At 62.7% G+C, this 13,317-nt stretch carries 11 protein-coding genes; 1 reads left to right on the top strand and 10 read right to left on the bottom strand.

Going from position 1 to position 13,317, the window contains the following annotated elements; genetic code table 11:
* Positions 1–5: 5 nt before the first annotated feature.
* The 4 genes from AC07OO_RS05510 to AC07OO_RS05525 all read right to left on the bottom strand — a co-directional run bounded on the left by AC07OO_RS05510 (position 6) and on the right by AC07OO_RS05525 (position 5,361).
* Positions 6–1,067 carry a TolB family protein gene (locus AC07OO_RS05510; RefSeq protein WP_495081048.1) on the bottom strand — a complete coding sequence of 354 codons (1,062 nt, stop codon included), beginning with the start codon at positions 1,065–1,067 and terminating at the stop codon, positions 6–8.
* 329 nt (positions 1,068–1,396) lie between these two features.
* Positions 1,397–1,768, bottom strand: coding sequence for a hypothetical protein (locus AC07OO_RS05515; RefSeq protein ID WP_495081049.1), 372 nt, complete (start codon positions 1,766–1,768; stop codon positions 1,397–1,399).
* Positions 1,769–1,808: 40 nt separating this feature from the next.
* Positions 1,809–2,738, bottom strand: coding sequence for a hypothetical protein (locus AC07OO_RS05520; RefSeq protein ID WP_495081050.1), 930 nt, complete (start codon positions 2,736–2,738; stop codon positions 1,809–1,811).
* A 10-nt stretch (positions 2,739–2,748) separates the two neighbouring features.
* Positions 2,749–5,361, bottom strand: coding sequence for a diguanylate cyclase (locus AC07OO_RS05525; protein WP_495081051.1), 2,613 nt, complete (start codon positions 5,359–5,361; stop codon positions 2,749–2,751).
* 173 nt (positions 5,362–5,534) lie between these two features.
* On the opposite strand from AC07OO_RS05525, the gene AC07OO_RS05530 reads away from it, so the two are divergent.
* On the top strand, positions 5,535–6,230 hold the full coding sequence (locus AC07OO_RS05530) for a TMEM175 family protein (protein ID WP_495081052.1): 696 nt from the start codon (positions 5,535–5,537) through the stop codon (positions 6,228–6,230).
* Here AC07OO_RS05530 and AC07OO_RS05535 read toward each other — a convergent pair.
* From AC07OO_RS05535 to AC07OO_RS05560, 6 genes are all read right to left on the bottom strand, one after another.
* Positions 6,227–7,660 carry a Y-family DNA polymerase gene (locus AC07OO_RS05535; RefSeq protein WP_495081053.1) on the bottom strand — a complete coding sequence of 478 codons (1,434 nt, stop codon included), beginning with the start codon at positions 7,658–7,660 and terminating at the stop codon, positions 6,227–6,229. The two genes, AC07OO_RS05530 and AC07OO_RS05535, sit on opposite strands and share 4 nt — an antisense overlap.
* Entirely contained in the window at positions 7,629–8,396 is a 768-nt protein-coding gene (gene imuA / locus AC07OO_RS05540) for a translesion DNA synthesis-associated protein ImuA (RefSeq protein ID WP_495081054.1), read from the bottom strand. The genes AC07OO_RS05535 and imuA overlap by 32 nt, the downstream gene beginning before the upstream one ends.
* A gap of 105 nt (positions 8,397–8,501) precedes the next feature.
* Positions 8,502–10,538: a GGDEF domain-containing protein gene (locus tag AC07OO_RS05545; RefSeq protein ID WP_495081055.1), complete on the bottom strand. Its 2,037-nt coding sequence runs from the start codon at positions 10,536–10,538 to the stop codon at positions 8,502–8,504.
* A gap of 31 nt (positions 10,539–10,569) precedes the next feature.
* A complete protein-coding gene (locus AC07OO_RS05550) occupies positions 10,570–11,802 on the bottom strand; it encodes a multidrug effflux MFS transporter (RefSeq protein WP_495081056.1) in 1,233 nt (410 codons plus the stop codon).
* A 48-nt stretch (positions 11,803–11,850) separates the two neighbouring features.
* Complete coding sequence (locus tag AC07OO_RS05555) at positions 11,851–12,741, bottom strand: EamA family transporter (protein ID WP_495081776.1); 891 nt, start codon at positions 12,739–12,741, stop codon at positions 11,851–11,853.
* An 11-nt stretch (positions 12,742–12,752) separates the two neighbouring features.
* Positions 12,753–13,313 carry a nitroreductase family protein gene (locus AC07OO_RS05560; protein ID WP_495081777.1) on the bottom strand — a complete coding sequence of 187 codons (561 nt, stop codon included), beginning with the start codon at positions 13,311–13,313 and terminating at the stop codon, positions 12,753–12,755.
* Positions 13,314–13,317 lie beyond the last annotated feature (4 nt).

The following is a 13,317-nucleotide window of genomic DNA, read 5'->3' on the forward strand; positions in this document are numbered from 1 at the left end:
TGATCCTATTCGTTGGAGGCTTGCCAGCGCATCCCGATGGTTTGCACTTCACCCGAAGCAACATCTATTAAGCGAAGTGACCAGTTGATGCTAGGTTTGTCACCACCACTGACAATGGCAACGGTTTTGTTGGATGCGGAGATTGATGCAGAAGGGGCAAAGGACCGCTTCTTCGTGAAACACGCCTCCTTGCGCAGCGGCTCTTCGACAAAGCGAAAGCACATGCCAACGCCCTGTCGATCAAACACTGCCAGCGTTCCGTCCCGCGAGACATCCCGGACCATGAGCCACATGTTTTTCTCTACCGGAAAGAAAGGCTGTATGGGTGCGCGGGGGCCGTCCACAACAACCGTCAAGTTTGCGCCAAACCGGCCTGCGTAGTCCGTTCTGAAACGGCGCCCGGTCTTTTCGTCATTGACAAAAAAGTCTTCGTCATTCGGGCGCTTCGGGTACTCCTCTGCCACCAGCATCAGCCGCTTGCCATCTGGCAAATACCGCGGTGTCGTTTTCGGAAAGGCCGCCTGGTAGTCCGTCTTTTGGACCGTCGTTTGGCTTGCAATATCCAGCTCTTTCACATCCCACGCACCGCCACCCATGCCGGCGGACAGTTGATTACTGACACCCCAGTACAGGATGCGCTTGCCGTCCCTTGTCAGGCTGGGGAATGCATAGGTGTTGTGGGGCTCCTGGGTCAGGTTCTGAAGTTTTTTGCCATCCAACCCCAGCAGCACCAAGTGGCCGCAGTATTCGCGTTGGGACGGGCCTGCGGGCAGACCTTCGCAGCGCGCATACTCCTGAGCAAAGATGACCGTGCCGTCCCAGTTGTAGGCTACATCATCGTAGTTGGCGTCGGTATTGATATGCGCCAAGCTGGACCACTGTTGGGCGGCAATGTCATAGCGCATGACGGTGCAGCGCTGGGGCTTTTTGGACAACTCCGGGTCGGTGCATGCGGTGACCATGACATTGGTCTCGTCTGGTGAGAAGCTGACCGTCTTGGGGAACCAGCCAAAGTTGACTGGGTATTTGACAGGCTCTGGAACGGGCTGGGCTTGAGCTCTAGGCACCAGGAGCGCCAGTAGCACCAACCCGGTAAGGGCAGGGAGGCATACTCGATCAATCTGTGACGTCATGGGCGACTTTTATGAGGCAACGATATTCAGGCGGCTGAGAAGCCAAACAGTTTTCTGAGTTCGGCACCTTGAAACTGATGCCATACAACAAGACAGCTTTTGAGCACATCTTTGATCGCGAATTGATCTCCAGCCTTTTAGCCAAGACTGGCGACCGATATATCCAGGAAATGCTTCAGAAGTGCAGCCTGCATTCTTTTCACTTTCTTACCTATGCGGCATGCGGTTTGCGCATGAATCGATGCATGACCTGTGGTCGGATTTCAATCGGGTCCTTGCGTCAAACTCCACTTTTTAATCATGTGTAAGTCTAAAAAGTGGGCTCCTTTTGGTCGCTTGATCAGCGACCGATAAGGTGAGGCTGCTTGTAACAAAGCGTTAGATTTTAACTTTCCAGACACATTTTCCCCACCCCATAAATTAGGGATGCGGCACAGCTTTTTGCGACTTATTTCACAAAACCCGACTTTATTTACACTAGCCCCGTCTACACCCCGATTCGCCCCTTGCTTGGCTCTGCACAAGGCCGAATCGGCCCGCGCCAGCGTCTCGGTCAAATGCTCCGCTACGCAGTACTGCGCCACACCAATGCCGATGGATTGCTTGCCGATGCCTTCAAAGACCAGAGCCTGCACTGCACTCGGCCAGGGTCATGTCGATGAAGAGAGTTGGTTGTCATTTTGGGACAGCTGATATGTCGCCGGGCAAAACCTTTGTGAGTTCAACTTGAATCAACGATGCACAGGGTTGGAATCCGAATCCAAAGTTGATGTGCCCTCTGTACGGCCCAGTGCTAGTTCCGTTGAAAACATGCACCTCATAGCCAAACCATTGACCGCCTAGCCTCGCAAGCTCTGTCTTGTCGGGTCTACTGCGCGCTGCGCGGACGCTCATGGGGCGAAACAGGTAGCCTGGCTGGCTCTCAAAGACCTGCTGTATGTCGATGGGTGTGACGCAAATTTTTTCGGTGTCTATTCCAATAATGGATAAGCGCCTCTTACTAGACATAGTCACGCCTGAGGGGGTGACCACTTGAGTCCCATACACGCCAAGTATTTCACTATGCAGTTGGAGTGGTGCGGCACTCTGTGCCTTTGCATCGGAAAACAGCGATGAAAACACATCCCCATTTGGAAATGTGCTCCGTCTAACTTTTGAAGGTGGCAGCGTCGTCCCCAGCCAAGTGTTGACGTAAGCCACCCAATCATCTGACTCCGCAACAACATAGGCTTTCAATCCCCTTAAAAGGGATTTCACGCGAGCTTCATGCTCTGGCATGCGTTGCGGTACGAACTTTGGATTGGGGTAACTCTGGGTGGTCCAGGCATAGTCCGAGTCGGAGCAGCCTTCAAAGTAGCCGTAGGAATTTGTGAAGTCCGGCAGTTGGGCTACTTCAATCCAAGGCACCTTTGTATCGGGGGTTAGGGGGGTACATTGCAAAAAACTGGGGGGAGCAGCAGGCTCCGCATACGCGCTAAGTACACAACACGTCCAAATCAGTAGGCCAATGGACCCCGACTTAGTCGCACCAAAATTCTTGCTACTGTTCATTTTTAAAGTGTTGAATTTCTGCTTCAACCCAAGAATATAGTGTTTTGCCGTCACCAAGGGTTTGTCAGTTCCCCTCCCCCGACTCCACCCGATTCCGCCCCCCTTGCTTGGCCCTGTACAAGGCTGCATCGGCCCGCGCCAGCGTCTCGGTCAGGTGCTCCGCGGCACGGTACTGCGCCACACCGATGCTGACGGACTGTTGGCCTATGCCTTCAAAGACTATCGCCTGCACGGCGATGCGCAGCTTCTCGGCCAGGGCCATGGCGCCATCCGCTTTTGTCTCGTGGCAGATCACCAAAAACTCTTCACCACCCCAGCGGCCGGCCACGTCGACCTCGCGGGTGTTTTGCACCAGGGCGCGCGCGATGCCTATCAACACCTGATCGCCCACCGGGTGGCCATAGGTGTCGTTGACGGCCTTGAAGTGGTCCACGTCAACCATCAGCACGCAGAAGCTGGCGCCGTGGCGCAGGTGGCGTTGGCGTTCGTCGCGCAGGGTCTGGTCCAGGCGCAGGCGGTTGTTGAGACCTGTCAATTGGTCGGTCACGGCCAGGCGTTCCAGCTCCTGGTTTTGCTCCAGCAAGCGGGCCTGGGTCTGGCGCAAGTCGTGCAAGGCCTGGTCCGCCCGGCGCTGTGCGGATGCAGCCACCGCATAGGCTTCGGAGTTGTCCAGCGCGATAGCGCCATACGCGCATAGCGACTGGAAGATGAAGCGTTCGCGTTCGCCATAGGCATTGGGTTGCGCGGACTGTATGGTCATCACACCCAGCAGGCGCTCACCGATCAACAGGGGCGCATACAGCAGGCTGCGCGTGGGCAGGGTGCCGGGGATCAGGCCGGCCACGTCGTCGGGCTCCAGGTGGATGACCAGCTCGCGCCGCTCGCGTGCGCAGCGTGCGAAGCGCGAGGTGGTGCTATCGAGCGCGACACTGCGCACGGGCCAGTCGACACCGCCCTCGCGGCCAAAGGCGGTGGTCAGCACATTGCGCTCACTGTCCAGCAGATAGACGGCGAAGCTGGTGGCATCCAGCAACGCATGCACATGGCGGTGCAGGGCCTCGAACACGGCCTGCGCATCCAAGCTGGCGGTGACGGCGCGGCCTATGGTACCCAGCACTTCCAGCGTGGCGGCGGTCTCGCGCAACGAGTTGGCCAACTGGCGCTGGTGGTCGGCCTCGGCCTGCGCGTGCTGCACCTGGCTGCGGATCTGCATGGCCAACGCCCGCGTCTGGGTCTGCGCGGCGTACAGCTTGTCGCGGGCGGCGACGGCCAGTTGGCTCTTCTCAAACGCGGCCTGGTAGTCTCCGCACTCAGCGTAGGCCAAGGCCAGTTGGTTCAACAGGTCTGATGGCGGTGTGTAGCCCTCCATGGAGGCTGCCACATCCAATGCCGCTTGCAGGTAGTGCAGCGCCGCTGTGGGGGCTGTCATCTGGGGCGGCGGGGGTAAGGCGTACTTCTGGTGGATCTGGGCCAGTACGCGCAGCACATGCACCTGTGGCTCGGAATGGCCGGTCTCGCGCGCCATGGTCAACGCCGCGGTGGCCTTGGCATAGGCTTCGTCCGCGCGATCCAACTGGTACAGGGCACTGGCCTGGCCGCGCCAGGCGTTGATCATTTGGTCGGGCTCCATCTGCCGTTTGATGCGGTTCTCCAGCTCGACGAACGATGCCAGGGCAGCCTCGTGCTGGCCCAGGTCCAGCTCCAGATCGCCCAAGGCCCCCAGCACCGTCTCGTACACACGCGAGCTGGACAAGACACTGGCCGTGGCCAATGCGTCTTGCAGGTATTTGCGGGCCTCGGCATAGCGGGCCAGCAGGCGCATCACATTGCCGACCTGCATCAGCGTCACGCCCAATGTGGCGGGCCAGGCGCTGGTATGGGCCAGTGCCAATGCGCGTTCGCTCCACTGCAGCGCGGCGTCCAGGTCACCCAGCTTGGCGAAGGCCTCGATGGCATTGGCCAGCACCACCAAGGCCTGGCGCACCTGGCCACTGGCCATGGCATCGTGGTGGGCCTGCATGTACTGCTGGATGGCGGTGGCGGGGTCGTCGGTGAGGCCCGCCACATTGGCACGCGCGGTGCCAAGCCATGCCGCAACTGCCGGCGGGTGCGCTATATCGGGCGCAAAGGCTTCGTGCAACTTGCTTGCCGTGGCCAATGGGTCTTTGAAGGCTTTATAAGTCAACCGCCGTGCGACGCAGGCATTCATACGCAGCACATCGCCATGGCGGTGGTAGTGGATCCATGCCTGCTCCAGCGTGATGCCGGCCTGCGCCATGCTGCCGCGGTCCAGCGCGATGGTCGCTTGCATCCAACTGGCATCGCCCTGGCCAGCAGAGTCGCCCAGTTCGGCAAAAGTCTGGGCAGCGGTCTGCACCATGCGCTCGGCCTCATCCAGCTCAGCGAACAGCAGCTTGACCTCGGCACGCAGCAATTGCAGGCGTGCGGCATGGCGGCGGCGTTCGGCTTGTGGGCTATCGGTGTGGCGCAACAGCGTGTCGGCCTCATCGGCCAGGGCCAAGGCCCGTGTGCAATCGCGTTGGCGCAGGTACCAGGCCAGTGCGATCAGGGGCGCCAGGCGCAGGCTGCCTCGCTGTGTCTCCAGATGGCGCTCCAGCAGCGGCAGATCGTCGCCAAGGGCAAACAGCGCTACGTCGGTTTCCGTAGAGGACAGCATGTGCAATCGTAGCGGCTTTCTTGCCAGCCAGGGGCGCCCAACACCACAAGCGGCAGGGTCAACGTGCAGGTGGCCTGACCATGCCATTTGGGGTGGGCTTGCCCACCGGATAATGCGCGGGGCGCCACGCGGATTGCCGCTTGGTTTTTTTCATTCCACGGGAGAGTCGATATATGTCCGATCAAGCAGGCGGTCAGAGCCGCCGAGGATTTGCGCTGCACCGGGTCGAGAATTTCAGCGATGCGGTGTTCGCGTTTGCCGTCACGCTGCTGGTGGTGTCGCTGGAGGTGCCCAAGTCGGCCCACGAGCTGCTGCACACCATGCACGGATTCGTGGCCTTTGGTGTGTGCTTTGTGTTGCTGATTTCGGTGTGGGCCGAGCACAGCCGCTTCTTCCGCCACTACCCGCTGACCGATAGCGTGACCGTGGCGCTGAACATGCTGCTGCTGTTTGTGGTGCTGCTGTATGTCTACCCCATGAAGTTTTTGTTCAGCCTATTGGCGGACCAGTTGTTCTGGACCGTGTCGCCTGATGCCATTCGCACAGAGCAGGAGATACGCCAGTTGATGGTGACCTACGGCCTGGGCGTGATCGCTGTGAATGCGGTTTTCTTCCTGATGCATTGGCGCGCGCGCAGCAAGCGGGTGGACTTGCAATTGTCAGCGATCTCACTGCTGGAACTCAAGGGCGCTCTGCTTCGCAACGCCTTCACGGGCGGCGTGGGCTTGCTGTCGGTGCTGATTGCGGCCCTGACGCACGATACGGGCCTGTTCAGCGGCATGATTTATTTCTTGCTGTGGCCGCTGAACCATGGCAGCGGCGCCTACATTGGCAAGCAGATGCGCAGCCTGCAAGCGGCCAAAGCCTAGGCAAACAAGCCGTGCAAAAACCAGTGAGACGGGTCTTGCGCGCCCAATCGCTCGCAGTACACCCACACCAGGCCCGCCACCGCGCTGCGGGCCACGTAGTAGTCGCGCAGCGCGCAATGGGCGGGACCATCCAACCAGCCAGCCTCCAGCCGCTGCGGCCCGACCAGCAGGTCTAAAGGGCCGCCCTCGTATTGCGGCACCCCCTGGTGCGCGGTCAGGCGCAGCGGCGTGGCCAGCAGCCAACTGGGGTAGAGGGCCATTCTGGCGGGATCGCTTAAGCCATTCTGACCGCTAGCCCTCGTCGGATATATACCATCCGCTCCTGATTTGGTAGCAAACGCCAATCCCTTGGGCCCACCGCCCGGTGGCAGTGCGGTGGCCGCGTGCCAGTGTTGCATGCGCTCGGGCCGGTGGTCGGCGTGCAGCGTGGCGCGGCGCACCTGCTGCGGCCCCAAGCGGGCGCTTAAGCGTTCCAGCAGCTGGTGCAGGCTGTCGCCGTGGCGCACATCTTCGGGCAGCAGGCTCACACTCTCGCCCGCCATGGCCTGGGTCTGCAGCGAGCGCATGCGCAGGTGCAGCACCGGCGCGGGCAGCGTGACCTGGGCCAATTGCTCGCCCAGCAGGCGGGCCAGGTGTTGCATGTCTTGCGTGGGCTGGGCCGTGCGCAGCACCAGGCGGCCCTGCCCGCCGCCACTGTGGTGGGCGTCCACATGCAAGGCATTGGAGCGCCGGGCGTCCAGCTCCCACAGCAGCTCCAGCCCCAGCACGCCGCGCTGGCGGGCGCGCAGCCACAGCTGCAACTGCGCCAGCAGGCGCCGCGCGCCGAACAGCAGGGCCGAGGCGCTCTCCACACTGGACAGCAGCTCCAACGGCGCGTCAAACACATCGGGCAGGGTCAGCCAGGGGTAGACCTCGGCACGCTGGCCATAAGCGCAGTCCAGCGCGTCCACCAGGTCCGCACCGAAGCGGCGCACCAAGCCGCCGCGCGGCAGCGCCCGCAACTGCCCCCAGGTGGAGAGGCCCAGGCGGGCCAGCGTGGACAGGTGGGGGCGCGCGGCCGCCAGCGTGGGCAGGGGCAAGGCATCGGCAGACAGGGTGCGCGCAACATCACCCTCCCCCGTATTGGCACATTGCAATCGCCCATACGCTACCAAAGATGTAGCGCCATGTGCATATTTGACGAGGGCTAGCGGCCAGTTTGGCTTAAGCACTTGGTCCAAAAGTGCATCTGGTCCGCCAAACAGGCGCTCGCTGGCCGACACCTCCATCACCAGCGCAGACTCCACCCGCGCCACCAGCGGCGTGAACTGCAACGCCCACCAGGCCCAGGCGGCGTGCGCGTCCACCAACAGCGCACCGTCTGCGCCCGGCGCATCCGTCGCGGCGGGGACTGGCGCGTCAGGCCTGGGCTGCAGTGCGATCCAGTGCATGGTCGACGGCTCCCCATTCGGCAGTGGGCCGGGCAGCGGCTGGTGTGGCAGCCCTATCCCTTTGGCTGGCCTCCAACAGGCAGGCCAGCCGCGCCGGGCGGGCCGCCAGGTGCAAGGGCTGCTCCAGCGGCGGGCCGCGGCGCTTGAGGGCGCGCACCTCCAGCCGGTCGGAGCCATCGTCGGCCGGGGCCGCCCACAGCCGCAGCGTGGCAGGAGAGGATTCGTGCTGGGCCTGCTCAGGCCGCAGCACAAACAGCAACTTGTCGTATTCGGCCGCGGCCATCTGCAGGCGGCGCAGTTGCTCGGGGCGCGCCTGCACCAGCCAGGCCAGCACGGCATCCACGTCGGCGCAGCGCAAGGCCTGCTCGGTGGCCCACAGGCGCTGCGCGCCGGCCTGGGCGCCTGCCTGCGGGGCCACCCACAGCAGGCGCTGGGGCAAGAGGCCTTGTGCGCCCAGCGACGGCCCAAACGGCATCTGCGGCGCGCCCACCAGCACTACGGCACCGGTGCCGCAGCGGGCCAGGGCGGGCAGCAGCAGGCGCCATTCGTTGTGCACGCCGGGAGGCTGCAGGATTTCGCTCAAGGCCCCCAGGGGCCAGCCGCCGCCGGGCAGTTGGGCGTCGAGCAGCACGTCACCCGTGGCAAGCACCCTTCCTGCCGCATTGGCCAGCGCATCGGCCTGCCAGACGTCCGCGTGGACGCCCTTCCAGGAGGGCAGATGGGCAACGGCAGGCATGGGTGGGCATTCTTTTTAACTGTATTTTCATACAGTATACGATTATGCCAGTGTTTATGGGAGAGGCCTGGCGGCCGTTTTTGTGCAAACGCCGGGGAGGCGCCGCTAAGCAGCCAGAGACTGCCCGGCCCCGCCAGCGGCGGCGGGCTCGGGCCCCAGCACCTCGACCAACTCCACCATCTCGGCCTTGAGCGCGGCGGAGATATCGCGCTCCAGCACCGGCATGACCTGCTCAAACGGCGCCAGCAGGCGGTTCAACCCGTAGGCGCGGTTGCGGCCATTGACCTTGCCCAGGTAGAGGGCCATGTCGGCGATCTGCATGGCTTTTTCCCAGTTGCAGTCGGTCTCGGACAGGCCAGAGAACGGCAGCGACAAAAAGCCGCCGGTGACCGTGATGGTCATCATCTTGTCGCCCACCGCGATGGGCTTGTCGCCAATGACATTGAGCACGCGCTGCGCCAGGCTCTTCAGGTGGGCGGCATTGGCCTTGGGCGAGAACACCAGAAACTCCTCGCCACCCCAACGCATCACCATGTCGGTGTCGCGCACCGTGCTGCGCAGGCGCTTGGCAATCTCGATCAGCACCGCGTCCCCGCCGGAGTGGCCCAATGTGTCGTTGATGTGCTTGAAGTGGTCGATGTCCAGGATCATCAGGCCGTCGGGGTTGTCGTCTGCGCGGCGGCCATTGGGGTTTTCGGCGCGGCAGTTCATCAGCTCGAAGAAGGAGCGGCGGTTGAACAGGCCGGTCAGCGGGTCGCGTACGGCGTGGAATTCCAGCTGCTTGTTGGCCTCGCGCAGCTTCTGGTTGGTCTTGCGCACGCGGCGGTACAGCAGGTAGACAAACAGGCCAACCAGCACGGTGACGATGGCACCCAACAGCGTGACGATTTGCTGCAGGCGCTGGTTGCTGATCTTGGCGTCCTTGAGGCTGTTCTCGCGGGCCAGCAGCTCGATCTGCTTTTGCCGCTGCACCGTATCGAACTGCTCCTGCATGGCGGCAACGGATTTCTCGCGGTCGGCCTGGAACAGTTGCTCGCTGAGCTTTTGCTGGTCGCGTATCGTGGACACGGCTTCGCTGTACAGGCCCAGTTGTTCGTACATGCGGCCCAGCTCGCCCAGTATGTCTTCCTCGTCGGCCATGGCACCGGCATCGTGCGCGCGCTTGAGTGCGGAACGGACCTCGGCTACGCCCTGCGACACCTTGCCCTGCCCCATCAGCGCAAAGCCGATGTTGCACTGCGCCGTGACCACGCCCGACTGGTCGTCCAGCTCCTTGTACTTGGCCAGGGCCTGGCGGGCCAGCGCTTCGGCCTTGGGGTAGTTGTGGCTGCGCAGGTAGCTGTCGCCCATGTTGTTGAGTACGGTAGCCTCCAGGCGCACCAGGCCGCTGGCACGGCTGACTGTCAGGGCCCGCTCATTGGCCAGCGTGAAGTCCTTCATGCGCCCTTGTGACGCGAATTCGGCACCCTGGTTGAGGTAGAGCGTGGCCTGCATTTTCTTGGCGTCCAGCTCCTGGGCCAGGGTCAGTGCCTCGCCGATCACGGCCAGGGTCTTCTCGTGGTTCTTCATCGCCGAGTAGACATTGCCCAGGCCGCTCAGGGCCCGCAGACGCGACTGCTTGGGGTGGCGGGTCTGTTGGTCCGCGTATTGCAGGCTTTTGAGGTAGCTGTCCAAGGCGGGCTCAAACTTGCCCATGGCCAGTTGAGCGCCGCCCAGCACGCGGTAGTGTTGCCACAGGGTTACGGCGTCACCGGCGCGCTGGGCATAGGGGCGGGCCTCGTCCAGCTTGACGAGCGCCGTGGCGTTTTGTGCCGCCAGCACCAGCACCGAGGCCTCAAAGCTCATGGCCATGGCCTGGCCTGTGTCGTCCTTTTGCGCCTGTGCCAGGGCCAGCAGCTTGGCGATGGAGGCCTTGGCTGCATCAATCTGACCGGAGTCCAGCTCCATGTCGATGCGCCGGATCAGGTATTCGCGCTGCACCGCATAGGGTGTGGTGCTGGGCAGCTGTTCACCCAGTGCGCGGATCTGGGTCAGCGCCGCGGCGTTGTCGCGTTCGGAGAGCACATAGAGTGCGTCGATGCGGTCTATGCTGCTGTCTTGCTGGGCCATGGCGGCACCAGCCAGGCCCAGAAGAAGGGCCATACCCATTCCAACAACACGATGCTTGCGCAGCCTAGCCATGCGCAATGGTATGCCCGATTTCGGGCCAGCGGTGGCGAATATAGGTCCATGACACCAGCCCCAGGCCCATCATCAGCAGCGAAGATGCTGCCAGTGCCACCGTGGAGTGCATGACCAGCGGCGAGACCACGCCCGCCACAATGCCATTGGCCGTAGACCCCACAAACATCTGCAGGCTGGAGGCCATGCCGCGCCGCTCGGGGTGCAAATCCAACACCAGCAGCGTGACCACCGGCACCATCAGCGCCCAACCAAAGGAAAAAATACCCAAGGGGAACAAGGCCCAACTGACGTGGGCCTTGAACAACAGATTGGCCACCAGGTTGAGCACTGCGATAACCAGCATGATGGAAAAGCCCATGCGGATCTGCCGCTGGGGCGCAATCTTGCCCGCCAGGCGCCCGCTGACCATGGCCCCGCCCATGATGCCGCCAATGGTTATCAAAAAGCACCAGAAGAATTGCTGCGGTGCCAACTGCAGGTGCTCACCCAGAAAGACCGGCGCGCTCAGGATGTAGAGAAACATGCCGTTGAACGGGATGCCACTGGCCAGGGCCAGCAAAAAGAAGCGCGGGTCCGAGCCCAGTTGCCAATAGCCGGCCATCAGGTTGCGGGGATGAAAGTCTTGGCGCTGGGTGCTGTGCAGGGTTTCGGGCAGCAGCCGGTAGATGGCCAGCCACAGCACGATGCCCACACCGGTCAGGAACCAGAAGATGCCATGCCAGCTGACATGCACCAGCATCCAGCCGCCCACAATGGGTGCAATCGCCGGGGCCACGCCGAAGAAGATGGTGACTTGGCTCATGACCTTTTGCGCCTGCGAGGGCGGAAACATGTCGCGTATCACCGCACGCGACACGACGATGCCGGCACCGGTGGACAGGCCTTGCATGGCACGGAAGACGATCAACAGGCCGATGTTCTGCGACAGCGCACAACCGGCCGATGCCACGGTAAAAGCCGTCAAGCCCCACAGCACTACCGGGCGGCGGCCAAAGCTGTCGGAGATGGCACCGTGGAACAGGCTCATGAAGGCGAAACCGAACAGGTAGGCCGACAGCGTCTGCTGCATCTGCACCGGCGTAGCGTCCAGCGAGCGCGCAATGTCGGCAAAGGCCGGCAGGTAGGTGTCGATGGAGAATGGGCCCAGCATGCCCAGCAGTGCCAGCAGGACCGCAAAGGCCCACTGCGGGGCCAGCCAAAGTTTGTGTGCGTCGGGATTCATGCAATCATTGGAACATGGCTATGCCGTGGGTGGCGGAAGTTCACCACCTCAGGTTTGCAAGCGCAACCGGGCAAACAGGCGGCCACCAAACAGGTTCACCGCCAGGCCAGCCATCAACAGCGCACCGCCGGCAAAGTGCACCGGCTTGAGCACTTCACCAAACACCAGCCAGCCGGTGGTGAGACCCACCAAGGGCACCAGCAATGAGAAGGGCGCAATGCGGTTGGCCGGGTAGCGGGCCAGTAGCGCCGTCCACACCCCATAGCCAAACAGCGTGGCAGCCCAGGCCAGGTAGGCCACGGCACCAAAGGCAGACCAACCGAAGTGGGCCAAGCCATTGGCCATGGCCTGTGGCCCCTCTATGCAGGCCGACAGCGCGAGCAGAGGCAGAGGCGGCACCAGGCTGGCCCACACCACAAAGGCGAACTGGTTCATCGGGCCATGGCGGCCCACGGCGCGGGTCACGATATTGCCGCAGGCCCACATGGCCGCCGCGGCAATGGTCAGCATGAAGCCCGCCAGCGGCATGGAGACGCCGTGGGCACTGCCAATCAGCATCAGCCCACCGGCCGCCAGCACCAAGCCCGCCAACTGGTTGGCATGCCATTTCTCTTTAAGCCACAGCGCAGCAAACAGCATCGTGAAAAACGCCTGCGACTGCAACACCAGCGAGGCCAGCCCGGTAGGCATGCCCACATGGATTGCCGTGAACAGCAGCGAGAACTGTCCCACCGAAATTGTCATGCCGTACAACAGATACAACCGCAACGGCACCTTGGGAGCTCGCACAAACAGCAGCGCCGGAAAGGCTGCCAGGATGAACCGCAGGCCGCCCAGCATCAGCGGCGGCACATCGGCCACGCCCACCTTGATCACCGCAAAATTGACGCCCCACAGCAGGATGACGACCAGTATCAAAAGCAGGTCTTTGGTGCGCAAGGGGCTCGTGGTCATAGGGGCAAAGTCAGCGTGGAGACATAGTCCTCTGGCACGGGGCGCAGACGGCTGCTCTTCTTGCGCGACTGCACGGTGCCGATGTTGATGAAGCACAAAGCGTGGTCGCCCTCGGCGAGGCCAAACAGAGTGCGCAGAGCGCTCGACTTTACTGCCTTGCCACTGGTCAGCGCCGAGCCATAGCCCAAGGCCGTTACCACCAGCAGGATATTTTGAATGGCACAGCCGGTGGAAACGATGCGTTCGTACAGGTCTATGCCCGGGTCGCCGCAATCGGCATTGACCACCACCAACATCAGGCAGGGGCTGCGCTGGGCTTTCTCCTGGGCCTGCGCAACCTGCTCGGGCGCGGCCTGTGGGTCGCGCTCCAGCAAGGCTTCGCCAAAAGCCTGTCCCAGCGCCATGCGCGCACCGTCAGGCACGATGACGAAGCGCCAAGGCCGCACCTGGCCATGGTCTGGCGCCGAGGCCGCGGCCCCCAGTATCTGGCGCAGTTGCTCAGGGCTGGGACCGGGTGCGGCCAGGCGTTTGGGCAGTATGGTCTCGCGCGCCTGCATCAGC

The sequence above is a fragment of the Rhodoferax sp. GW821-FHT07G04 genome (assembly GCF_059418585.1).